Annotated in this window: 21 protein-coding genes and 1 pseudogene; 8 read left to right on the forward strand and 14 right to left on the reverse strand. The window is 39.5% G+C overall.

All coding sequences use genetic code 11. The features are described from left to right. Window positions 1-6 precede the first annotated feature (6 nt). A complete protein-coding gene (locus FTV50_RS06145) occupies window positions 7-1,074 on the reverse strand; it encodes a ferredoxin reductase (RefSeq protein WP_180023847.1) in 1,068 nt (355 codons plus the stop codon). Window positions 1,075-1,242: 168 nt separating this feature from the next. Here FTV50_RS06145 and fabR point away from each other — a divergent pair, with 168 nt between their 5' ends. Beyond that, window positions 1,243-1,917, forward strand: coding sequence for an HTH-type transcriptional repressor FabR (gene fabR, locus FTV50_RS06150; protein ID WP_372491111.1), 675 nt, complete (start codon window positions 1,243-1,245; stop codon window positions 1,915-1,917). 62 nt (window positions 1,918-1,979) lie between these two features. On the opposite strand, the pseudogene FTV50_RS06155 reads toward fabR, so the two are convergent. Together FTV50_RS06155 and FTV50_RS06160 are read right to left on the reverse strand one after the other, a co-directional pair. Further along, window positions 1,980-2,728 (reverse strand): annotated as a pseudogene (locus tag FTV50_RS06155) (alpha/beta fold hydrolase). Between the two features lie 106 nt (window positions 2,729-2,834). Next, window positions 2,835-3,098, reverse strand: a complete 264-nt coding sequence (locus FTV50_RS06160; RefSeq protein ID WP_078193592.1) for a PAAR domain-containing protein — start codon at window positions 3,096-3,098, stop codon at window positions 2,835-2,837. A gap of 510 nt (window positions 3,099-3,608) precedes the next feature. On the opposite strand from FTV50_RS06160, the gene FTV50_RS06165 reads away from it, so the two are divergent. Beyond that, complete coding sequence (locus FTV50_RS06165; protein WP_180023848.1) at window positions 3,609-4,046, forward strand: hypothetical protein; 438 nt, start codon at window positions 3,609-3,611, stop codon at window positions 4,044-4,046. 112 nt (window positions 4,047-4,158) lie between these two features. On the opposite strand, the gene rapA is transcribed toward FTV50_RS06165, so the two are convergent. From rapA to FTV50_RS06190, 5 genes are all read right to left on the reverse strand, one after another. Then, window positions 4,159-6,996, reverse strand: coding sequence for an RNA polymerase-associated protein RapA (rapA, locus tag FTV50_RS06170; RefSeq protein WP_180023849.1), 2,838 nt, complete (start codon window positions 6,994-6,996; stop codon window positions 4,159-4,161). Window positions 6,997-7,137: 141 nt separating this feature from the next. After that, window positions 7,138-7,782: an RluA family pseudouridine synthase gene (locus FTV50_RS06175; protein WP_180023850.1), complete on the reverse strand. Its 645-nt coding sequence runs from the start codon at window positions 7,780-7,782 to the stop codon at window positions 7,138-7,140. Between the two features lie 133 nt (window positions 7,783-7,915). Next, window positions 7,916-8,620, reverse strand: a complete 705-nt coding sequence (locus tag FTV50_RS06180; RefSeq protein WP_180023851.1) for a phosphopantetheine-binding protein — start codon at window positions 8,618-8,620, stop codon at window positions 7,916-7,918. Window positions 8,621-8,781: 161 nt separating this feature from the next. Then, window positions 8,782-9,114: a hypothetical protein gene (locus FTV50_RS06185; protein ID WP_180023852.1), complete on the reverse strand. Its 333-nt coding sequence runs from the start codon at window positions 9,112-9,114 to the stop codon at window positions 8,782-8,784. 384 nt (window positions 9,115-9,498) lie between these two features. Continuing rightward, window positions 9,499-10,281, reverse strand: coding sequence for a hypothetical protein (locus tag FTV50_RS06190; RefSeq protein WP_180023853.1), 783 nt, complete (start codon window positions 10,279-10,281; stop codon window positions 9,499-9,501). A gap of 156 nt (window positions 10,282-10,437) precedes the next feature. Between FTV50_RS06190 and FTV50_RS06195 the strand changes: the two genes are divergently transcribed. Beyond that, window positions 10,438-11,352 (forward strand): LysR family transcriptional regulator, encoded by a 915-nt coding sequence (locus FTV50_RS06195; protein ID WP_180023854.1) that lies wholly within the window; start codon window positions 10,438-10,440, stop codon window positions 11,350-11,352. Window positions 11,353-11,461: 109 nt separating this feature from the next. Here the strand turns inward: FTV50_RS06195 and FTV50_RS06200 are convergent, their stop codons facing one another. The 4 genes from FTV50_RS06200 to FTV50_RS06215 form a co-directional block, all read right to left on the reverse strand. Then, a complete protein-coding gene (locus FTV50_RS06200) occupies window positions 11,462-11,878 on the reverse strand; it encodes a heme-binding protein (RefSeq protein WP_180023855.1) in 417 nt (138 codons plus the stop codon). Window positions 11,879-11,980: 102 nt separating this feature from the next. Beyond that, window positions 11,981-13,279, reverse strand: a complete 1,299-nt coding sequence (gene hemL / locus FTV50_RS06205; RefSeq protein WP_180023856.1) for a glutamate-1-semialdehyde 2,1-aminomutase — start codon at window positions 13,277-13,279, stop codon at window positions 11,981-11,983. A 35-nt stretch (window positions 13,280-13,314) separates the two neighbouring features. Next, complete coding sequence (thiE, locus tag FTV50_RS06210; RefSeq protein WP_180023857.1) at window positions 13,315-13,935, reverse strand: thiamine phosphate synthase; 621 nt, start codon at window positions 13,933-13,935, stop codon at window positions 13,315-13,317. Between the two features lie 594 nt (window positions 13,936-14,529). Next, window positions 14,530-14,913, reverse strand: coding sequence for a DUF962 domain-containing protein (locus FTV50_RS06215; RefSeq protein WP_180023858.1), 384 nt, complete (start codon window positions 14,911-14,913; stop codon window positions 14,530-14,532). A 321-nt stretch (window positions 14,914-15,234) separates the two neighbouring features. On the opposite strand from FTV50_RS06215, the gene FTV50_RS06220 reads away from it, so the two are divergent. Next, window positions 15,235-16,695, forward strand: coding sequence for an inorganic triphosphatase (locus FTV50_RS06220; RefSeq protein ID WP_180023859.1), 1,461 nt, complete (start codon window positions 15,235-15,237; stop codon window positions 16,693-16,695). A gap of 223 nt (window positions 16,696-16,918) precedes the next feature. Then, the gene (locus tag FTV50_RS06225; protein WP_078193600.1) at window positions 16,919-17,350 is read left to right on the forward strand and encodes a hypothetical protein; all 432 of its coding nucleotides are present in this window, start codon (window positions 16,919-16,921) and stop codon (window positions 17,348-17,350) included. Window positions 17,351-17,420: 70 nt separating this feature from the next. On the opposite strand, the gene FTV50_RS06230 is transcribed toward FTV50_RS06225, so the two are convergent. Further along, window positions 17,421-18,107 (reverse strand): TetR/AcrR family transcriptional regulator, encoded by a 687-nt coding sequence (locus FTV50_RS06230; RefSeq protein WP_373683675.1) that lies wholly within the window; start codon window positions 18,105-18,107, stop codon window positions 17,421-17,423. Window positions 18,108-18,224: 117 nt separating this feature from the next. Between FTV50_RS06230 and FTV50_RS06235 the strand changes: the two genes are divergently transcribed. Beyond that, entirely contained in the window at window positions 18,225-19,469 is a 1,245-nt protein-coding gene (locus FTV50_RS06235) for an MFS transporter (protein WP_180023860.1), read from the forward strand. Window positions 19,470-19,504: 35 nt separating this feature from the next. Here FTV50_RS06235 and FTV50_RS06240 read toward each other — a convergent pair whose 3' ends face one another. Beyond that, complete coding sequence (locus FTV50_RS06240; RefSeq protein ID WP_180023861.1) at window positions 19,505-20,137, reverse strand: hypothetical protein; 633 nt, start codon at window positions 20,135-20,137, stop codon at window positions 19,505-19,507. Between the two features lie 108 nt (window positions 20,138-20,245). Between FTV50_RS06240 and FTV50_RS06245 the strand changes: the two genes are divergently transcribed. Both FTV50_RS06245 and FTV50_RS06250 read left to right on the forward strand, forming a co-directional pair. Beyond that, complete coding sequence (locus FTV50_RS06245; protein ID WP_078188837.1) at window positions 20,246-20,647, forward strand: DUF3144 domain-containing protein; 402 nt, start codon at window positions 20,246-20,248, stop codon at window positions 20,645-20,647. A 172-nt stretch (window positions 20,648-20,819) separates the two neighbouring features. After that, complete coding sequence (locus FTV50_RS06250; protein WP_180023862.1) at window positions 20,820-21,884, forward strand: amidohydrolase; 1,065 nt, start codon at window positions 20,820-20,822, stop codon at window positions 21,882-21,884. Window positions 21,885-21,893 lie beyond the last annotated feature (9 nt).

Consider the following 21,893-nt stretch of genomic DNA (forward strand, 5'->3'; position numbering starts at 1 on the left):
TCTACCTTATAAATCAATAACAAGATCTGACTGTGCTGAGTTCACACAAATTTTGAGTAAATTACCCGGCTCTGTATTTTGGCTACCATTGACCATATTTTTAGTCGAACCTTCTACTTTGTTGCAGGCACATTTATTACAAATGCCCATACGGCAACCGTGATTTGGTTTGATATTTTGCTGCTCAAGACTGGCTAGAATTGATTGGCCTTTTGGGATACTGACGGTTTTATTGGATTGTGTAAGCGTGACATTCACAAAGCCAATGTCATCCGTTGCAATTGGGCTCATGCTAAATGCTTCACTCATAAAGCATTGTGCATGATCAAATAACGCTTCGGCCTGAGTGACGAAACCCGATGGACCACATGCAAACACTGTACTGTACTCAATGTTGTCAAATTGAGCAGCGTGAGAGGCATTTAATCGTGGATCAGCAACTTCTTCTTGGGTAAAGAAAATTTGAAATTTAAAGTTTGGATATTCATTTGCCAAAGCTTCGAAGCGTACTTTGAATGCGGCGTCATCGTGATACTTAACCCAGTACATTAACTGAATTGGTTGCTCCGCAATTTGCTTAGTTTTGCTCATCGCTTTCAACAAACTCAACATTGGCGTAATACCACTACCCGCAGCCAATAGTAGCAACGGCGCAGAATTTGACACCAAAGTCATATCACCAAAAGGCTGACCAAATTCTAAGATGTCACCCACTTGCGCTTGTTCTACGAGCCAAGTACTCACAATACCCGTATTCACTTTTTTTACGCTAAGTAATACGTGTTGATCATCTAACTGAGTCAAACTATAAGTACGTTCGTAACGGATCCCATTTACACGAGCAAAAACAGGATGATGCTGACCAGCTTCACCCATTTTAAACAAACGGTTCACCTGTATAGTTAGGCTGACCATCTCATTTGCTGCATTTTCTTTTTGTACAATTTTGCCGAGTGCCTGATTACCAGACCATAACGGATTAAATTTCTGCAACCAGAAATTCACCGCATTGACGTCTATAACACTGTCTTTGAGTGCGTTTAAAGGCTTTTTTGCTTTTTCGAGTACATGCATAATCAAATACAACTCATGGGAGGTTTTTAATTATTATACACATGTATATATATTTGTATATACGCTTGTGCATTTAATCGACATTTTCACAAAAGCTATTAGCAGACGCTATAATATGTTAATGTTTTTAATCTATTAAAAAATATGACTCAGTCTGCACAGACGAATATGGTTAACATGTACCAGGAAGAATTACATTCTGAAGCTGAAACTCCACTTGCAGTTCGCACTGTAGGTCGTAAAGCAACAATTACCAAGGAAGAACTGTTTCAGGCAGCGCTTAATTTAATTGGTCCACAAAAAAGTATTTCATCACTGAGTTTGCGTGAAGTTGCACGTGAAGCTGGCATTGCTCCAAATAGTTTTTATCGTCACTTCAAAGATATTGATGAATTAGCCATTGAGTTGATTGATCGAGCTGGTGGTGTGTTACGTCAAATTTTGCATGAAGCACGCCTTCAGGCATCACGCCAAAGCAGTATTATTCGTAGTTCAGTTGAAGTATTTATTCAGCAGCTAGATGCCGATGAAGGCAACTTAAGCCTTTTACTTCGTGAAGGCTATACTGGTTCGCATTCCTATAAAAATGCAGTTGAGCGTCAACTTAACTATTTCCAACAAGAATTAAGAGAAGATTTAATCGTGCTTGAACGTTTAAATCAAAGTAAATTGGCTCATCCTGACATCGTGGCACGTGGTATTACCCAATTGGTGTTTAACATGGGTGCAAAAGTCATTGATCTACCGACAGAACAACGCAAAGAAGTTGCCGAACAAACCATGATTATGATTCGTATGATCCTGGAAGGCGCTCGCCATTTAGACGAAGCACAGATTCGCTAAAAGTTAACGGTCAAAAAAAGGAGACGTTCAGGTCTCCTTTTTTATGAGCAAAATTTATTTTTCTAATGCTGTAAGTACTGCATGACGTGTAGCGCTGTCTGTTTCGGCTGCTCAAGTGGAAACATGTGCCCACCTTCAACTACACTATAATCTATACCATAGGTTTTCTTCATTCCGTCAGGCAAACCTTGTTTATAAAAATGGCTGTTATCTGCAGTGATAAGGTGTACAGGCATTTGAGGGGCTTTACGTGGAGTACGCCACCACCATGCAGGTACTGTACGGAAAATTTGCGCTTCCACGGCTTTTGGAATGCTGAGGGTCACGCCACCGCGTTTTTCATCAGTGCGAACACCTTGTGCAAAATAATCCTCAAAACATTGCGGATCAAAACTTTTAAATAAATGATTATTCCGTAGTGCCGTATAGGCTTCATCCAAATTTGGCCAATGGTCATTACGCTTCAATGTAATTGCCGCTGGGGTAAGTTTATCGACAGCTTTGAGCTTTAATTTTTGCATACCTTCAAAAATGGCAGACTTAGGACCGATTACGAAAGGTGGATCCATAATAATCAGTAGTGAAAACAAATCTGGACGTTTATAAGCCGCCATAAGGGTGACTAAAGAGCCAAAAGAATGCCCAAGCCCAATCACTTTTTGTTTTGGAAATTGGTGATCGGATAGCGCTCATCCATACCAATAAGCGGAATCGCCTTCACATCAAATTGCGGTGCAAAGTAGGATAAAAACTTTCGATAACTTGCAGCAGGAATACCATTGGCATGGGTAAAATGGATCGCGCTTTTCATCTAAAACTCATCCAATCAACTGATGATGCCACATCATAAAGAGATCTATACGATTTAAACAGGACTCAATGAGTTTATCTATATGACCCCAAAGTCAGTTTGCAGATTATTTTTGTGAACCGACCATTGATTGATTCGGTAAAAATGTTGCGCCACAAGTGGTTTTATCTCCAGCAACCACAACACCTCGCCCCTTTACCGTTGTACTTTGATCTGCCGCGATCGCAGCCACAGTCGAATTACATTTCGGGCAATAATGTTTCATGCCGTTTAAATGCACCGCAATACCATTAATCACAAATGAAGGTTCACATTCTGAAACCACACCACCGTGTGACGTTTTACTACCTAAGGTAATTAAGGATTTCATATTTTTATTTTCTTCTAACGAACTGCTGAAATTTGAAGCATTTTAACGGAACTACCCACAACTCGCTAGCATCGACGTATAAATTTAACCAAGCCAAAACTTTACTTAACTAAATCATCAAAACACGACATTAAGGCAGTTCGTGATCAATCATTTGAATATGATGTTATCGCTATATGTCCAAATACATTTAATCATTTCACTTTCATAATTCAATCGACATCAATCACGACAGCTTATGTCGCGATGCCGATTCTTTTACTAATCAAAGCATGTATATTGGGTCTAGCAATGACCATGAAGCGTAGACCCTATTTTAAAATTTCAGTATTTAACTGAGCTTCGAATCAGAAAATGGTGCTTTTCTACGCCATGATTAACTTTAGAACATTCTTAGACTAAACACATTATTCAAAACTATTTTTATAAATTTTAGATTCCAAACGTAGCACCATTTCATTTTATAACGCAGATAAATAAAGCATAACCATTCTATTTTCAGGAGGTTTTATGATTTTAATAAATGACTTTGATTTAACCCAACCGCAAAAAGTCATCGTGTTAGACCATACACTAGATGAAACAACCCTATTAACAGAAATACTGGCCTTGTGTAAGACTGCAGACCCAGAGCTCATCGTGGCGGAAAGCAAAGAGGCTGATTTAGTTCTACGCTTATTACCTGAAATACATGATTATTGTGGTGCCATTGCCTTAAAACAGCCGCTATGTAATGACATCGACTTTAATTTACTTAGTGTTCATTATGTAACACGCAGCCAAGCAGAACGAAGTACGATCCAAATTCAGTTAGCAAAAAATCATCCTGACTATACAAAGCTTGATGGCATATTTTATATGTTGGATGAAAATGAAGATTTTGATCAAGCTGTAGAATTGCTGAAGAATAGTTACTTTTTTTATGCCGATGTCGACAATTTAGATTAAAAATAAACAATACAAAACTTTGATTTAGCGTAAATCTGTCGTGATTAATTTTACAGTTATAATTTTAGCCATAAAAAAAAGCACCCTAAGGTGCTTTTTTAAGATTCTTAACTTATGGCTTAACCACTACCATAATTTGAATCGCTTCTGGTGTAACCGCTAGACCATCAAGCAGAGTTAAACCTTCTTTTTGCAGTTTTTGTAAACGTGCAATTTCGTCTTCACGAATACTTGGGTTGAACTGCTTCAAATAAGTCAAGCGGTCAATTTCATACTGCCATTTGCTACCATAGATTTCTTTGGCTTGTTGTTTAAAGCCCGGTAATGCGCCACGTGCAATTTCCAGCGCTTGCGTATAACGCTGTTCAATAACATCTCGACGCGCCTTAACTACTTGGCGGCAACTGTTACCATCAAGATGATGTAAATAAGGACGTAAAATTTCAGGTGCAATTTTTTGCGATAAATCCTGACCTTTTTCGCTCAGTAATACACGAACCAACTGTTGTGGCAAACTTGACGGCAAATTCAATGCTTTCGGTGCAACGACATCAACTTTAAACCACACTTCCATTAACACAGAACCTTGCGGTAAAGCGGCCGATTTCAATACAGCAACGTTGGTACTACCAAAGCCTTGCGTATTAATCATTTCCATCACACTTTCAGTGAATGGATGCTCAAGTGTTAAATATTGAGCATCTTCACGGATCTGTGCTTGGTCACGATAGAACGTCGCCGTCATACCTTCTTCGTCCAAAGTCAGACCTTGAACTTGCATTTGATCCGTTGGCTTGATGATCACGGTACCATTACTTTGCTCATCAAAATCAATGTTTGTAGACGCCATGAAGCGCTTCATGAACATTGGTAACGTAGTATTGTCGTCGTAGTCTTCAAGTGCAGTCACAATTTCTTGTGCCACGATTGGACGGCAAGAGTTGTACTCAAGTAAACGGTCACGACCTTCTTGAAGTTCAGCTTCAAGTGCTTCACGTTGTACACTCACCGCTTCGAGCAAATCTTCAAACTCTTGGCCTTTATCTGCCAACAAGCAATCTTTCAGATTGACGATGAAGTTTTCTTGTAAGGTTTGCGCAGTCGGCGAGATATTACAGAAAATATTTAATGCTTCGTTATACCAACGGAACATACGCTCTTGAGCAGTACCAACCAGATAAGGCACATGAATTTGAATACGATTTTCTTGACCAATACGGTCTAAACGACCAATACGTTGTTCAAGTACGTCCGGGTTGGCAGGCAAGTCAAACAAAACTAAGTCAGATGCAAACTGGAAGTTACGACCTTCTGAACCAATTTCTGAACATAGTAAAATTTGCGCACCGTATGACTCTTCAGCAAAGTAAGCTGCTGCTTGGTCACGCTCTAATAAGCTCATGCCTTCATGGAACATCGCTGTGCGAATACCCGCATGCAAACGAAGTACATTTTCTAAAGACTCAACCACTGGACCACTACGTGCAATTAATAACACTTTTTTGTGTTTCAAGTCTGTACGCAGACGTTCCATCAACCACATCACACGTGGGTCGGTTTCCATCCACGAGCCATCAAGCTGCGCTTCTTCTGGCCACATTTGTTCACGTAACTTGCCATCTTTAGACCAGTTTTCTGGTGCAGGTAATGGCGCAGGCTGACAGTCACGCCCCGGGAAGCCTTGAATCGCTTCACGAGTATTACGGAATAAAATACGACCAGTACCATGACGGTCTAATAATTCGTGAATGGCACGGAAGCGTTGTTCTGGCTCGTCAGTAATTCGATGACCTAATAGACTTTCAATCGCTGCCAAATGCCCTTCTTCGAGTGGCAGATCAGACATCAGCACTTCAGCAATTTTAGCTGTTTGGTGATACTGCTCTTCTTCATCCAAGAAACGATCTAGCGAACTAAAACGTTGTGGATCGAGCAGACGTAAACGCGCAAAGTGACTTTCCACACCTAATTGTTCAGGCGTTGCGGTTAATAACAAGACACCCGGCGTTTTTTCAGCAAGTTCTTCAACAAGGTCATAACGGTCATTGCCGCCTTCTTCTTCTGACCACATTAAATGATGGGCTTCATCGACTACGAGCAAATCAAACCCAGCTTCAAGGGCTTGTTCACGCAAGTCATCATGGTCGATCATCAAATCGACACTCGCAATGATGCATTGTTCTGTTAAGAATGGGTTTAGATCTGGATCGTGTTCTTTAATTGATGCTGTACGTGTCAGATCAAATAATGAGAACTCAAGATTGAAACGACGACGCATTTCAATCATCCATTGATATTGCAATGAATCAGGTACTAAGACCAAGATACGTTCTGAACGACCCGTTTTGAGTTGCTGATGAATAATCAGACCTGCTTCAATGGTTTTACCTAGACCCACTTCATCAGCAAGTAATACACGTGGAGCAAAACGTTTACCCACTTCATGCGCAATATACAGTTGGTGTGGAATGAGACCCACACGTGAACCTACCAAGCCACGTAGAGGGCTAGACTTCATATTGGCTTGAAGAAGCAGTGCTTCGATACGCAGGTCATACCATTCTTTATAGTCCACTTGGCTTGCAAGCAAACGATCTAATGGTTTTGCTAACTGAATACTTGCACCAATACGTGTTTCATTCAGTGCTTTACGCTCTTCTGTGCCATCGGCAAGTTTACGTACCGCGTTATAACGAACCACACCACCACGGTCTTCAAGAGATTCAACAATCCAAATTTGACCTTCTTGATCTTGGACTTCGTCATTTACATTGAAAACAATACGAGATAAAGGTGCATTGTGACGGGCATAGACACGAGTTTCATCACTTTTCGGGAATAAAATGCTGACCGATCGCTCATCAACATCAATAAGAACACCTAAACCCAGTTCCGTTTCTGTATCTGATAACCAACGTTGACCAATAGCAAACTGCTGCAATTTTTCCACCTTTTTCTCAAGTTCGGTCTGAAAATATTATGCTCAAACTGTGAACGTTATTTGAGCAAAAATCTAGACCATAAAGCAATATATTTTGACATAAAGCCCACTAAATAGTGAGCAGAATTCTTAGGGATTTAAATGATTTTCCTAAAATGGTACAGGACAGTGAAATTCCACTGTTTGCTCTGTTTCAGGATGGTTAAAACTCAAACGCTCAGCATGTAAACATAAGCGCGGCATCAGCTGTTGTTGTTCAATTGTTGCATATAAAGTATCACCTACAATAGGATGACCTAAATATTGCATATGAACACGAAGCTGATGTGATCGACCGGTAATAGGAGTTAACACTACACGTGTTACGGCTTGACCCTGAATCTCAAAATGTTCAGTGGCTTTCCAATGCGTAAGTGCAGGCTTATTATGTGCAGGATCGGCAATATGCAGTGGCGGATGTTCTGGGTCATACACGACGGGTACATCGATAGTACCTTCACCTTCGAGCGTACCCGCAACCAATGCCTGATATGTTTTTGAAGTTTGACGTTCTTGGAACTGGCGTGAAATTCGATTTTGCCCTTGACGGGTTAATGCAAAAACCAAAATACCTGAGGTATCACGATCCAAACGATGGATGAGCAAAGTATTCGGCTCAATTTGTAATAATCGATTGATAACACAGTCTTGTAAATCTACTGTTTTTCCCGGAACTGTGAGTAAACCTGCTGGTTTATGGATCACCATAAAGTCAGTGTCACGATGTATCAGGTGTTCGGTTAGAAAATTACTCAAAGTTCAATCCAGTTCTGATCTCGAAAAACAAGGCGGCAATAATAAAAAGCTTAGCCAACAATTACAATGCACAAAGGCATATTTCCCGACGTATTTTCCGATTTAGAACAAAAATAATTCCAATTGGCTTTGTTTAGTCTGTACTGAGCAATTTTTCTAGCAATGCTTCTAGACTTGCATCATCTAAAAAGTCTTCATAACGGATGTTTGCACCATTGGCACGCCACAACCCAATTAAGCTGACCATGGCAACGGAATCGAGTCCATAACTACGTAAATCGATTAAGGGATCTATTTCCAATGCATCCATATCTAGCTGCTCTGCAATAGCCAATAAAATACCTTTGGTTGACAAAACGAATTCCGTTGGTGCTGACAGATTCCAAAGCCGCATCAAATTATAACTACTCATGTGATGAATACCTTGGCCTGATATGGAGCCCACCCACTGAATATGCTGTTCCAGATTATTCATCACAATCGCATCATCCACGATACAGATTTGCTCGGTTACGCTATATAGGTGCGGCAAGATCTGTTTCAGCATAGGCGTGATTTGCCCTGCAAAGATGAGCTGCGGGTGTGTTGTTGCATATTCACCGAGCTGCTGCATGCCTTGAAGTAAATCATCGCCATATAAGTCGACAATGGGAATCTCTAAGGCTTTGGCTTTATTGGTCAGTTGGATCAAATTTTCCATCAACTGCGTATCTTGTATGCCCTGCTGCATGCGTAAATTTTGTAAACCAACCAGCACCAATACCGACTGTGTTGATGACAACTGCCATTTTGATAGAGAAGGTGCAAATTGGATTTTCTTGGGCATGGGATAAAGCATACAGACTCGGTACATAACTCAAGTTGGAACAATTGATATGCTAACGCAGAATCATATCTGAAGGTGACTTTCGGCTACTGATGATTTACTTTTTGGTCAACTTTAAACTTATATATTTTTTTAATTCTATTAAGTTTATTAGATAAACCTAAGTTTTGGTTTTATTCAAATTGGGATAAAAAATAATCTTGTAAATATTCAAGTGACTTACCATCATACAGCAAAGAAAAATCACCATCGTGCTCTTCTAAACTTGAGTTGCCATCAATAACACCCAATACATTACTAATTGAATCAATCATTACTTGTCGTAAGATTGAAAAAAAAATTCTCTTATGTTCGTCTGGCAAATTATTAAAAAAACTTATTGCATCAATAAAATAAGGATCTTTTATTTCTGATAGTGAGTAGTCTGTGAACAATCCTTTATAAATTTCTAGGTTTTCGTTAATAATTCCTTTTTTGAGCAGATGAGCTAATTCTTTTGAGTCCATAGCTTTCCATTTATTTTAATTTGTATAACGTCCATTCTTTTTTAAATGAGCATAAAAAATTTTCAAATATCATTTTTTTATTTTACGATAATTTCTTTAATATTCTTTTCATTCACAAACAATATTCGAGATACATCAATACTCATCATTGTAAAATATATGTATAGCTGCTCCTCCCTAGTATACATCGCATTAAGAATTACATTTTTTTAATATATTTCCTAAATCTGTATATTACATAGTATATCAAACTAGAACTGATCATTATAAAACACACTGCTAGCACTCCAATAAGCCCTGATACTTCAAACGACCACATTTTCTAGACTGTTTTACTACAATATGAATGCTGACAAGAGCACGACCCCTGTCAGCTTATCGTATTTATTTTTGTGGTTCGACGGTAGGTGCCGCCAATGGTGGTGACATCGGATGTGCCGAAGGTTCACCGCCTGCAACACGAGATAGAGGCAGCCACTGTGCAAGTATTGGATTGGTTCGGTCAAATAGTGACGTTAACTCTAACTCAGAAGGTAACAATTCACTCAAAGAGCTCATGCTTTCAAGTTTAGCCAAAGCCTTGATGCTATCCTCAGCCGCATTACCTGTATCCACTTTGGCAGCCACGGTCACAATACTGACTTGCTTTTCATCTTGATTAAACATCAGCCAAGCACTGGACAAACCTTGCGCCTTCGCTTGCTCTCGCAAAGTCGGCCAAACCTCTTTTAGCAGCTGATCTAACTGATCATGCTGTGTCGAAAACCGCTCAAAACGAACAACATGATGCGATGTTGCTAAGGATTTAAAATCATGCGCACCAGCAACACGCCAAATATATCGCTGTACATTCAAGAAAAATGGGCGGCTCCAAAACTTTACATTCGGCTCAAACTCCAATTCTTCGCTGGTGAAACGCTCATAATCTTTTACATTTTCCCAAGTATCAAACAAGTAGCGTCCACCAGTCCAAAGCGCACCACTAAAACGGTCAAAACCAAGTGGCATATATTTGTGGCGCATGCCCGGACGCACATCCATGCTGCGACGTTCAATTTCCTGCATATTCACTAAATCATGCATCTTGATTTCACTTGCAACCGGGAAGTCTGAAGTAAACGCTGCTTCTGCCTGAATCGGGCCTGTTTCGTAGTTGAGAATCGCCATGTGTATCTCCTATATTCGTTGTGGAGTTGTATAAATAATTGCTCTCAGCCAGTGCTGAATCAGCTGTTAAACCCACTTTATCGAAAATAAATTCTTGAAAAAGATCTTCAAATTTAATTTACTTATTACATCATGTAATTAATAAGCAGAAATATTATGTTGCGTCACTATGATGATCTGCAAATCGGCAGTCTTGAATTATTCTGTTTAACCGTGGAAAAGAAAAGTTTCTCTGCTGCAGCAATTGCAGCAGGCATTTCTCCTGCCGCAGTCAGTAGAGCGATATCACGCATAGAAGCAAAATTTGAGGTAAAGCTATTTGTCCGCACTACACGCCAACTTAAAATTACCGATGCTGGGCAGCATTATTATTATTTTTGCAAACAAGCCCTGAATAGCCTACTCGAAGGTGAAATGCAAATCAGCGGTGAACAGGAACACCCCATCGGCTTACTGAAAATTAGCGTACCTACAGCTTATGCACATTATCGACTGCTGCCTAAAATGGCTAAATTTGCCGAGCTGTTTCCACACATCAAGCTCGAGATTCATGTCAGCAACCATAATGTAAATTTAGTAACTGATGATTATGATATTGCGATTCGCGGTAATGAGTTAACCGACTCTGGCTTAATTGCACGAAAACTTGAAGATGCTGCATTATGCATTGTTGCTACACCTGAATATTTGAAAAGGCACCCTGCACCTATAAACATCGAAGACTTACAGCATCACGAATGTATTTTGTTTGAATTGCCGAGTTCAGGTAAGTCTGGACCGTGGTCACTCATGGATGCAGGCAAAAAAATTATGGTTGATGTGCAAGGAAAAATTACCTGTAAAGATGATTATCTCTCGACCTTAATCTTAGCTAAATCAGGTGCGGGACTGATGCAGGTCTACCGCTTTTCAGTGGAGCAAGAATTACAAAGCGGCGCGTTGGTGGAAGTTCTCAAATCTTATAGCCAAACAACTCGGCCTTTTTATTTACTCTATCCAAAGTCTAACTATCAGTCTTCTAAACTCAAAGCATTTATCAATTTCATGCTGAATGCTTCGGCTCAATCTTAGAAAATTTCGATTTAATGCTATGGGCGAAGTTCCTAGACATTTAAATCAAGATAAAAAAAAGCCCAACATATCGATTGGGCTGAATTATCTATTTCACTCAAGATCATGCTTAGTTTTGCTGCGCGAAAAACTTCTCAATCGCCACTTGTGCAATTTCTGCATCTTGAAATGACTTTACCCCAGACACGCCCATTGCACCCACCAATTGCCCTTCATACAAAATCGGCTCACCACCTTCCAGCATGCCATTAAACGTCTGCATGGTTAAGAAACCCATCTGCCCACCTTTTATCAAATCTTCAAACAATTTAGATGGGCGCTTACTGATGGCTGAACATTTGGCTTTTTCTAAGCATAGATTTGCTGTCATTGGCGCTGCACCATCCATTCGTTTCATCGCCAATAAATTGCCTGTATCATCCATTACCGCAATGCTGACATTAAAACCTTGTTCAACTGCATAAGCATGTGCTGTGTTTAGTAAAAATTCTGCATCTGCCAAAGTTAAATAATGCTTGGTTTTCATTTAAAAATCCTTTTCTTAAAAAGCCGAACTTAAAACAACAAAAAAGCCCACAGCAGGCTGCGGGCTTTATTCTAAAGCAGAATTTACCGATTTAAATGAAAATTACTTCATTTCGGCAAAAACTTCTTTCGCCATTTCAATGGTAAATGCAATATCTTCATCGCTATGCGCGCTTGAGAAGAAACCTGCTTCAAATGCTGAAGGCGCTAAGTTTACACCGCGCTGTAACATGCCGTGGAAGAAAGTACGGAAAGCATCTACATCACATTTCAAAATTGAATCAAAACCAGTAATTTCAGTTTGATCAGTGAAATAAATACCGAACATGCCGCCCACTTGCTGCGTAAAGAACGGAATGCCCGCTTCGTCTGCAGCTGCCTGTAAACCAGCAAGCAAACCTGCCAATTTTTCAGTCAAAGTTTCATAGAAGCCCGGCTGACGCAGATGTTTAAACATCTCAATACCGGCACGCATAGCCAATGGGTTACCAGACAATGTACCTGCTTGATAAACCTTGCCAAGAGGTGCAATGCATTCCATCACTTCACGCTTGCCGCCAAATGCACCCACAGGCAGGCCAGCACCAATAATCTTGCCTAAAGTGGTCAAATCAGGCGTTACACCGTAATGCGCTTGCGCACCGCCAAGACCGACACGGAAACCTGTCATTACTTCGTCAATGATGAAGACAGAACCATGTTCATCACATACATCGCGAATGGCTTGTAAGAAACCGTCAATTGGTTTCACCAAATTCATGTTGCCTGCAACTGGCTCGACAATTACACCTGCAATTTCTGAACCGAATTTTGCAAAGCATTCTTTAAGCATCGCAATATCGTTATAAGGCAGTGTTAAAGTGTGTTTGGCGAAATCAGCTGGAACACCTGCAGAAGTCGCTTCACCCTCACCTTTAGTAAGTAGGCCAGAACCCGCTTTCACTAAAAGCGAATCTGAATGGCCATGGTAGCAGCCTTCGAATTTTACAATCTTGTCACGGCCGGTGTAGCCACGAGCAAGACGGATAGCAGTCATCGTTGCTTCAGTCCCTGAGTTGGTCATACGAACCAATTCAATAGACGGCATAATTTCGCAAATGATGTCCGCCAAAGTGGTTTCATGTACAGTTGGCGCACCAAAACTTAAACCATCTACAGCTGCTTCTTGAACTGCTTTAATAATATCTGGCTGAGCATGGCCTAAAATCATTGGCCCCCAAGAACCGACATAGTCGACATAGCGTTTTCCGTCTACGTCATAGAGATATGCGCCTTGCGCTTTTTCAATAAATACCGGTGTACCGCCTACACCATTAAATGCACGTACAGGAGAGTTTACGCCGCCAGGAATATGCTTGCTGGCTTGTTTAAATAATTGTTCTTGCTTAGCAGATAAGCTCATAAAAATTCTCTACTTATTCAATCTAAAAAATAAAATTAAGCTTGTTCAGCAAAAAGCTCAGACCATTCATAAACACGACTGCTAACAGCAGACATTGAACGATCTAATACATCACTAATCACAGCACAAAGATCAGCACCTGCTTCAATGACTTCTGCTGAATTTTCTACAGTTAAACCACCAATTGCACAAATAGGTACATTTAGTTTCGCTTTGGCTTGTTTTAGCGTTTCTAAGCCAATATTGCCTGCTTCAGGCTTAGTTTCAGTTGCAAAAATGGCACCAAAAGCCACATAGTTTGCACCGTCTGCAATTGCCTGCTCAGCCAGTTCTAAAGAGTTATTGCAGCTTCGACCGATCAAAACATTTCTAGGTAAGCGTGCTACAGCTTCAGCAATTGAACCGTCATCTTGCCCTAAATGGACACCCACACCATACTGAACTGCAGTTTCGAGATCATCATTAATAACAAAAGGCACTTTGTACTGATTACACATATTTTTCATGTATTCAATTTCATAAGCCTGATCTTCCTTTGCCACTTTTTTACGACGATATTGCAAAACAGCAACTTCATAAGTTGCCATCGCGCCTTCAAGCTTGGCTAAAAGCAATTCGATAGGATCATCATTGGTAATGAGGTATAAACCACGCATAGTTCAATCACAACTTAAAACTTTTGAATATTATAACGATTAGGTCTATGAAATGTTGCTTGGGACATAAAATTTTAATGCTTTCCTGCTGAGAAAGTTATATTCCTTTTCACAGGACTACTTATATAAATGTTTAATTAAATTTTCTGTAGAAAATGGCAAAAAATACCTATTTTCAGGTATAGAACAAAACTGATACAAATTATTTAATAGTGCACCAGAAGAACTCAAAACTCAGCGAATAAAAACACAACACTTTTATAAAAATAAAAATGTGTAACCTATTAGACTTTTTGGTGCTTGGTAAGAAGCGTTTTGGGGAGCGTTCAGAGCATCAAAAAGTCTAACCTATTTTATGAAAATTTTTATTGTTATATCTTTCAAACAATAGACTTTTCTAAGGCCATAAAAAAAGCCTAGAGAAGGTCACTCTAGGCTCGGAAAACTGGGGTTTATCGACTATTCATGTTTTATGATAAGAAATAAATAAACAATATGAACATTATTAGACTAATCACTCTAATTTTGCAAGTCATTTACTCAAAAAAAATCACACCCATATCCATAAAAATTAAGCGTTTTATTAATAAACAATTAACTATCAATCTTATCTAAATTGCGGTCTTTTAAGCTTAAGTTCCCCTTCACAATATCAGACAGCATGCGCCAATCGGAAATAAAACTGTACAAAGGTTGCTTGAAACTAGCTGGCTTATTTTTTTCAAAGAAAAAATGTCCGACCCATGCACAGGCATAGCCTGAAACCAGGCCATAAGCAAAATACTTCGGTTGTCTTTTTAAAATTGCTTTTACAAAGAAATAGATTCCTATACTGCTGCCTGTGGCATGTAAACGTCGGCTCATGATATTTCGATGTTCAGTCAAATAAAATCGATAAAATTGCGAGTAGTCACGAATAGGCAACTGAAATTCGGGCTTTAAATCTCGATTAAACTCGGGTTGTACTTGTGAATTCATGTTGTGCTCATCCTGAACTTATTTTAATCAACATAGCTCAAAACTCGCCCACTTTAAAGGCGTAAAATTTTATTTTGTTCCAATGAAAATTGAACTATTGTGAATTATACAATTGATGGAATATCCATCTTTTAAAACTTTTCTTAGTCCAAAATCAGAGTTTTCAAATCAGTCAAGTCTTACTTCTCAACTGTTTTTCGCTACAATCGAAACGCGTTTAGCTCATAGAAAATTTACGTACGATTTAGTTTTTCATTTTTATAAAAATTTAGAGATCGCTTCATCCCAGATTATGAAGTTGTAACATCAGGACAGAAAACCATGGTTGAAGTTGAATTAAAGTTCCAGATTCCAGAAGCACGTCGAACTGCATTATTAAAAGCACTCGATCCAAAAAAATCGGAACAAATTCAACTTAAAGCTAAATATTTTGATACCCCAGATCGAAAAATGGCACAGCAGCATGCAGCTTTGCGTCAACGTTTAGAAGGAACGCGCTGGATTCAAACCCTGAAAGCTGCAGGTAAAAGTCACATTGAACGGTTTGAACATAACTTAGATTTGGGCGAGCATGAACAAGCCCCTGCCCTAGATTTATCGGTCTATACCAATGAAGCTGAAGTTCAATCGGTTTTAAAAACCACTTTAGGCGATCAGCAGGATTCGTTACAACTTCAGTTTGAAACAGATATTCTCAGAACTTATCGCGTCATAGAGTTTGAAGATGCCAAGATCGAAGTTTGCTTAGATGTCGGCTGTATCCGCAGCAACAGCACAGAAACAGAAGTTCATGAAGTTGAATTTGAGCTTAAAAGTGGCTCTATTCAATCACTCCTTGCCTTTAGTTTCGAATGGGTTAAAAAGTATCATTTATGGTTAGACGTTCGTAGTAAAGCGGAAATCGGGAATTTGCTGGCATTGAATCAAACGGTGAGTCCAGCAGTTGAGGCTAAAGAATTTCAACTCAGTAAAAAAGATACTGCCGCAAAAAACTTACGACTTTTAATTGCACAGGAAATGCAGCACCTTCTGCCTAATATTGCCGCAATTTCTGCAGGCGTTGCTCAGGCAGAGCACATTATACAAGCTCAGAAAGCACTCCATCATCTACAATTAACCATTTCGCTATTTAAAGATTGGAACAGTGATATCGTTGAAAAATGGGCTGTGCAATTGGGTGCATTTAAGCAGCAATTTGAACAATTACACCATTTTGAACACATGCAAAATACCTTGGGTGGCTTTTTACAAAACCCAACGACTTCAGAAAATTTAACCAAAGATATTTTGTATGCCAAAGAGAAGTTAGGCAATTTAGTTAAATCGACTCAAAATGTGCATCATTATCTTGAGCTTTTAATGTTTAGTTTGAAAGTGGAGGATGCACCGCAGCAACATGATTTTAAATGGTATGCTCAAACAACCCTGCAAAACCAATATAAAGCCCTCCAAGAGGCTTTAAATGATGCCGACATTAACAATTTTGAAAGCTTAGACGTGCTTTCTCAACGCATACAAGAGCTTAAATTTAGCTTCCCAGTTTTGACGTCGATTTACGATGTAAAAAATTTGCAGAAATACAGTAAAGCACTCAATGATGCACAAGTTGCGGCACAGGAATACCAAGTCCTTTCCTCTTCTGCACAGTATATTCAGCAAACAGAGCTGGAAGCTAGCGATTGGTTTGTTCTCGGTTGGTTGACTGCAAAGCAAGAGGTTTATGCAGATAAACTTTTAGAAGCGACAGAACAATTCCTTGTCAGTCGAAAACTCATTAAATAAAACCTAAGGGAGATTAAATGAGTCCCCCTTTTTATTTGCATCCCACATTATTATATAGATATTCATTTGTTGAACATTCATATTCAAAGTCGGCTATTTTCAATTCATCACTTCCTTAGTTTGACTCAGTTACATTGAAATATTTTGAGAAGCTATTATTTTTGTTTTCTGGATAAAAACTTTTAAAATAAGCTATCTGAAAAATTAGATTCAGGGTGGTTTTATGTTGAATAGTCACATACCTGTAATTCATCCCCTATTTTCATTTTCACTTATATTTATCCTTTTCCCATTACTAAGTGCTTGTAGTGAACAACATAAGCCTGTGCAAAGCACCGAATTAAGGCGCACGGCATCCTTACAAGTAGAAAAGCCGCTTTCTCCAACTCAAAACTTTGATCAGACACGACGAACCTTTAAAGTCCTGCGCAATAATAATGAGGACTATGGTGATGAGTCTTACCAAATCAAAACCGATGCTGGCACACTGAGTATTTACAGTATGAACTTGAATCCGCAACAAGGTCAGTTACTATCTAGCGTCAAGTCCGGAGAATGTCTAACTCTATCGAGTCAAAGCGATAATTTAATTGCGGTTGATGGTTATATCAGTGTAATGGAATTAGGCGACATCAAAATTCACCCCTGCAAATAAACTTCAGCATAGTATTTGCATATCAGTCATTCAAAAAAAACTAAAAAATTGCGTTAAGACTATGCTGCTATTAGGAGCTTAATTTTTGATCAATACTAATAGGACCTTGTGCTAATAACTCCCATGATCTCATTGCACTACTCACCATGCGCTGTAATTGTATCAAGCCCATGCCATCACGCGCTTGTATGGTCATTCCTTGTAATAAGGTCATATAAAAATCAGTCAATTGCTCTGCATGAGCCAAACTTTCAATTTCCGAATTTTGCACGCCTATAGCGAGCCGATCCATAATTTTTGTTTTGGTATAGGCACGACGTTGTTTGAGCTGTTCTTGTACGGTTTGGTTTTGCTGTGAACAATTCATTGTTGCCACCACCACCATACAACCTTTAGGTTTATTGGCTTGTACCAAATGCTGAATACTGTCATATAGGTACAATTCCATCGCAATTTTAGCCGTTTGACCTGCTTGTAGAATTTTTTCTGCAGGCTGAACTTCGTGTTCACTATAGTATTCAATACATTTTTCAAAAAGCGCCGTTTTGTCGCCAAATGTGCCATATAGGCTAGGTGCGGTGATATTCAAAGCTTGAGTTAAATCACTGATGGACGTTCCTTCATAGCCAAATTGCCAAAACAACATCATCGCCTTTTCCAAGGCTTGCTGTTCATTAAAACATTTAGGTCGTCCACGCTTCTTGACCGAATCGGCTGGATTAGCGTGCTGATTTTCTTGCTTTGAATCATTCATCATAAGCTAACATTTATATTTTATAACGTTCACTAATAAAATAATTGACGCTCACAATTTAATCAAATTATTTATTTTTATAACAGTCACTATTAAATTAAATAATTAAGGTGTAACGCTATGAATCCGCATGCTACAGCTTTAAAACCAGATAAACAGTTGACGCAGCAGCCTGATGAATCTTCTCCCAATCAAGGGAATTGGTTTGCAATCCTCACGGTTGCCATTACAGCTTTCGCACTAGTCACCAGTGAGTTTTTACCTATTGGTGTGTTAAATGCCATTGCTCTTGATTTAAAGATTAGTGTAGGTACCGCAGGTTGGGTGATTACCCTCCCTGGCATTATGGGTGCGATCGCAGCGCCCCTGCTTTCTGTTGCTGTGAAGCAACTTGACCGTCGTATCTTACTGATTGCCTTAACCGTGATTATGGTCATTGCTAATTTTATAACTGGCTTCGCAGAAAGTTTTGCACTTTTGTTGTTTAGCCGTTTTCTACTGGGCATCGCTATCGGTGGATTTTGGGCAACAGCCATAGCTTTGAGTGGACGTGTTGCACCCAGTCATCTCGCCATAGCCAAAGCCACTGCGATCGTCATGGCAGGTGTTACCTTAGCGACGGTATTAGGTGTTCCATTAGGTACATGGCTAAGTGAATGGTTGGGTTGGCGTAGCGCATTTCAAATCATTGCAGCGATTGGCATCGTCATTTTAGTTTTAGAAATCAAACTTCTCCCAAAACTTCCACCGACATCGGCTATTCGATTTAGTGATTTACCTGCACTGATTCAACATGATAAAGCACGTAAAGGACTGATTATTATTTTATTAATTGGTTTTGCTCATTTTTCTTCTTATAGCTATCTCGCCCCATTTTTTAAAAATCATGCAGGCTTTGATGCGACCACCATCAGTTCATTATTATTGATCTACGGCATCGCAGGTTTCTTTGGTAATTTATTTGCGGGTTATAGCAGTAACATCAATGTCCGCTATACCCTTGTTTTTGTCGCCTTCAGTTTTATCGTGGTATTTTTTAGCTTTCCACACTTTGCAGTTCACTTATTCGGTGCATATCTTTTAACCGCATTATGGGGTTTCGCCTTTGGTGCATTTCCTACAACGGCCAATATCTGGATGTTTGTACATGCCCCTGAAGCTGTTGAAAAAGGCATGCCGCTGTTTATTGGTATTTTCCAACTCATGATTGCGTGTGGCTCTCTATTTGGCTGCTATATTGTTGATCATTTTAATGCCAATACCTTATTGCATTCAGTGATGATCTTTGTCGCATTTGCCATAGTGGCTATATTCACATTAGGGCGTGGATTAAATAACCCGAGGCTTCCTTGTACAGCAAACTAACTACACGCTCTAACTGATATCGTCAATACATTTGATTAACGATATTTCCCAAAGATTTTCCACGTATTGTTATCTGCTAATGGGTCACTATAGCTATCACTACGAGCTTTACGTGGTTTATCACGGGCATCCACCAATTTAAAGTCGTTTTCGACACTGAGTACAATGCCATTCACATAAAAACGGGTACGGGTGTATTCACTTTGTCCATGTTGAAATACATAGGTTCTGAGGTCAATAAATTCACGGTGTGCGACCAAAGCTGCCGTATCATCGCTGTCTAGCCATAGCCGCATCGCTTGAATTTGATCTGCTTCAAATTGCCCACATTTTTCAACTAAGCTGGCAATACCACGAAAGGTTTTAGATTCTTTCGCCCGTGTTTTGTTGATTCGAATACGATCCACGTGAAAATAAAAAAGCGGCAGATTCAAATGACTCGGCAAATGGACTGCATCGAGGACTTCATCTTCCATAAAGGGCTGAAATAAGTCTTGAGCACGTTCGATTAAGCCAGTCCACTGCGCATAATATTCGGCTACTTCAGATTGTGTACCATAATAAATGGGCAGCCCTTCTACATTGGCTAAGGTTGAGGGCGGCCAAACATTTTGTCGAAGTAATGCAATATCACTTTTCAGACTTTGCACTGCGATTGCATCTTGCATGGGGTATTCCACTTTACTTAGGCTATTTTTTTAGATTAAGTCAAAGGTTTAGTTTCTGCAAGGCTTTGCCTATAATACTGCATTAGATTTTTATGCTAGGACACATTCATGGTTCAAAAGATTGAAGCTACTGATGTAACCGAAGAAGAAGCGTTGAATGCAGCTTTCTTTGAACGTGCGGATGAATTTATTAAACAAGCCAATGAATTTTGTCGTGTTGAAAAAGGTTCTCAAGTTAAACCTGCAGAAATGCGCGGTCAAGTGAGTGCTGCCATGTTATTTGGTACTGCTCGCTTTAATACTTGGGTTGCCGCAAATGGCTTCAAAGATGGCAAAGAAATGCGTGATGCCAAAGATCAAGTAATGTCTTATATTCTTCAACAATTTCAAATGATGCTTGAAGATAATTATGATGAATATTGCGAACAGTTTGAAAACTATCTTCGCTTCCGTCATAACGAAGAATTCCATGCAAATAAGCATGATCACGACCACGATCATCAGCATTAATCAAAAGCCCTTCGGGGCTTTTTTTATACAACTTCTCTTTCACAAAGCTTTGATTTAATATTTAGTCATAACGTTGTATTTTCATCATTCATGCTATTTTCAGTGCCTCGCGTATTCGAAAATACAATGAAATACGCAAGAAATGGACATGGTTTTAAGGACAAGGATAGCAATGCAGACGCTCGATTTTGCCATCGTGGATTCACATATACATCAATGGGATCCATACAATACCCCACATGCCGCTTCACTTGCCGTGAAATTATTGGGTAAACATCCCTACTTGCTCGACAAAATGATGCGCTTAGTTAAGCCGCAAGAATTAATTGACACGGTTGGCTTAATCAAACATGTGACGACACCGTATTTGCCTAATAATTATAAGCAAGATGCAGGACATTATTTGGTTGATCAAATCGTACATGTAGAAGCGAGCTGGCATGACCATAAAGGTAAAGGGGTAGTTGGTGAAACCAAGTTCATTGAATCCTTAGACTTTAACGCTCAAAAAATTAAACTTGGCGCCATAGTCGGCACTGCAGACCCATGTGACAGTAGTTTTAAGAAAATTCTTAAAATGCATAAACAAGCCTCCCCACATTTTCGTGGCATACGAAAAATGGCAGCTGTACATGAAGACCCGAAAGTTCATGCATGGACCAATGAACCGCATCTCTATACCAATAAAAAATTTATGAAAGGTTTTGAAGCTCTTGCTCAAATGAACTTAAGTTTTGATGCGTGGGTTTATTCAGACCAAATTCGTGATTTAACCGCTTTAGCACGTGCTTTCCCTGAAACATCTATCGTGCTGGATCATTTTGGGACACCTGTCGGTGCCTTTGGACCTGTCGGCTCACATACAGGCTTAACCCAAACTTCACGTGACAATATCTTGTTTCGTTGGAAAGATGATTTAGCTGAACTGGCAAGTTGCCCAAATGTTTATACCAAAATGTCTGGATTATTCATGCCTGTACTGGGTCATCAGTTTCATAAAGAACAACGCCTTGCATCCAAACAAGAGATTTTCGATTGCGCCTTTCCGCTTATTTCTCATGCTCTACAATGCTTTGGGAAATACCGTGTGATGTTTGGCTCTAACTTCCCGATGGATAGTGTGAGTGCATCCTTGGTGAATATTATTGACGCATTTTCAGATGCGGTCGCGAGTTATGATCATGATGCACTGACTTTAGTCTTCCAACAAAATGCCCGTCAGTTCTACCGCCTATAAGTTCGTTAA

Source organism: Acinetobacter sp. YH1901134 (genome assembly GCF_013416965.1).
GTDB lineage: Bacteria > Pseudomonadota > Gammaproteobacteria > Pseudomonadales > Moraxellaceae > Acinetobacter > Acinetobacter amyesii.

What these genes read in the sequence shown, in the direction of transcription:
- FTV50_RS06200 (WP_180023855.1), bottom strand. Translation starts at nt 11,878, where the DNA reads ATGAAAACCAAGCATTATTTAACTTTGGCAGATGCAGAATTTTTACTA.
- FTV50_RS06215 (WP_180023858.1), bottom strand. Translation starts at nt 14,913, where the DNA reads ATGAATTCACAAGTACAACCCGAGTTTAATCGAGATTTAAAGCCCGAA.
- FTV50_RS06225 (WP_078193600.1), top strand. Translation starts at nt 16,919, where the DNA reads ATGTTGAATAGTCACATACCTGTAATTCATCCCCTATTTTCATTTTCA.
- FTV50_RS06235 (WP_180023860.1), top strand. Translation starts at nt 18,225, where the DNA reads ATGAATCCGCATGCTACAGCTTTAAAACCAGATAAACAGTTGACGCAG.
- hemL (WP_180023856.1), bottom strand. Translation starts at nt 13,279, where the DNA reads ATGAGCTTATCTGCTAAGCAAGAACAATTATTTAAACAAGCCAGCAAG.
- FTV50_RS06160 (WP_078193592.1), bottom strand. Translation starts at nt 3,098, where the DNA reads ATGAAATCCTTAATTACCTTAGGTAGTAAAACGTCACACGGTGGTGTG.
- FTV50_RS06245 (WP_078188837.1), top strand. Translation starts at nt 20,246, where the DNA reads ATGGTTCAAAAGATTGAAGCTACTGATGTAACCGAAGAAGAAGCGTTG.
- FTV50_RS06165 (WP_180023848.1), top strand. Translation starts at nt 3,609, where the DNA reads ATGATTTTAATAAATGACTTTGATTTAACCCAACCGCAAAAAGTCATC.
- FTV50_RS06180 (WP_180023851.1), bottom strand. Translation starts at nt 8,620, where the DNA reads ATGCTTTATCCCATGCCCAAGAAAATCCAATTTGCACCTTCTCTATCA.
- FTV50_RS06250 (WP_180023862.1), top strand. Translation starts at nt 20,820, where the DNA reads ATGCAGACGCTCGATTTTGCCATCGTGGATTCACATATACATCAATGG.
- FTV50_RS06145 (WP_180023847.1), bottom strand. Translation starts at nt 1,074, where the DNA reads ATGCATGTACTCGAAAAAGCAAAAAAGCCTTTAAACGCACTCAAAGAC.
- thiE (WP_180023857.1), bottom strand. Translation starts at nt 13,935, where the DNA reads ATGCGTGGTTTATACCTCATTACCAATGATGATCCTATCGAATTGCTT.
- FTV50_RS06230 (WP_373683675.1), bottom strand. Translation starts at nt 18,107, where the DNA reads ATGATGAATGATTCAAAGCAAGAAAATCAGCACGCTAATCCAGCCGAT.
- FTV50_RS06195 (WP_180023854.1), top strand. Translation starts at nt 10,438, where the DNA reads ATGTTGCGTCACTATGATGATCTGCAAATCGGCAGTCTTGAATTATTC.
- FTV50_RS06220 (WP_180023859.1), top strand. Translation starts at nt 15,235, where the DNA reads ATGGTTGAAGTTGAATTAAAGTTCCAGATTCCAGAAGCACGTCGAACT.
- fabR (WP_372491111.1), top strand. Translation starts at nt 1,243, where the DNA reads ATGGTTAACATGTACCAGGAAGAATTACATTCTGAAGCTGAAACTCCA.
- FTV50_RS06240 (WP_180023861.1), bottom strand. Translation starts at nt 20,137, where the DNA reads ATGCAAGATGCAATCGCAGTGCAAAGTCTGAAAAGTGATATTGCATTA.
- FTV50_RS06190 (WP_180023853.1), bottom strand. Translation starts at nt 10,281, where the DNA reads ATGGCGATTCTCAACTACGAAACAGGCCCGATTCAGGCAGAAGCAGCG.
- FTV50_RS06185 (WP_180023852.1), bottom strand. Translation starts at nt 9,114, where the DNA reads ATGGACTCAAAAGAATTAGCTCATCTGCTCAAAAAAGGAATTATTAAC.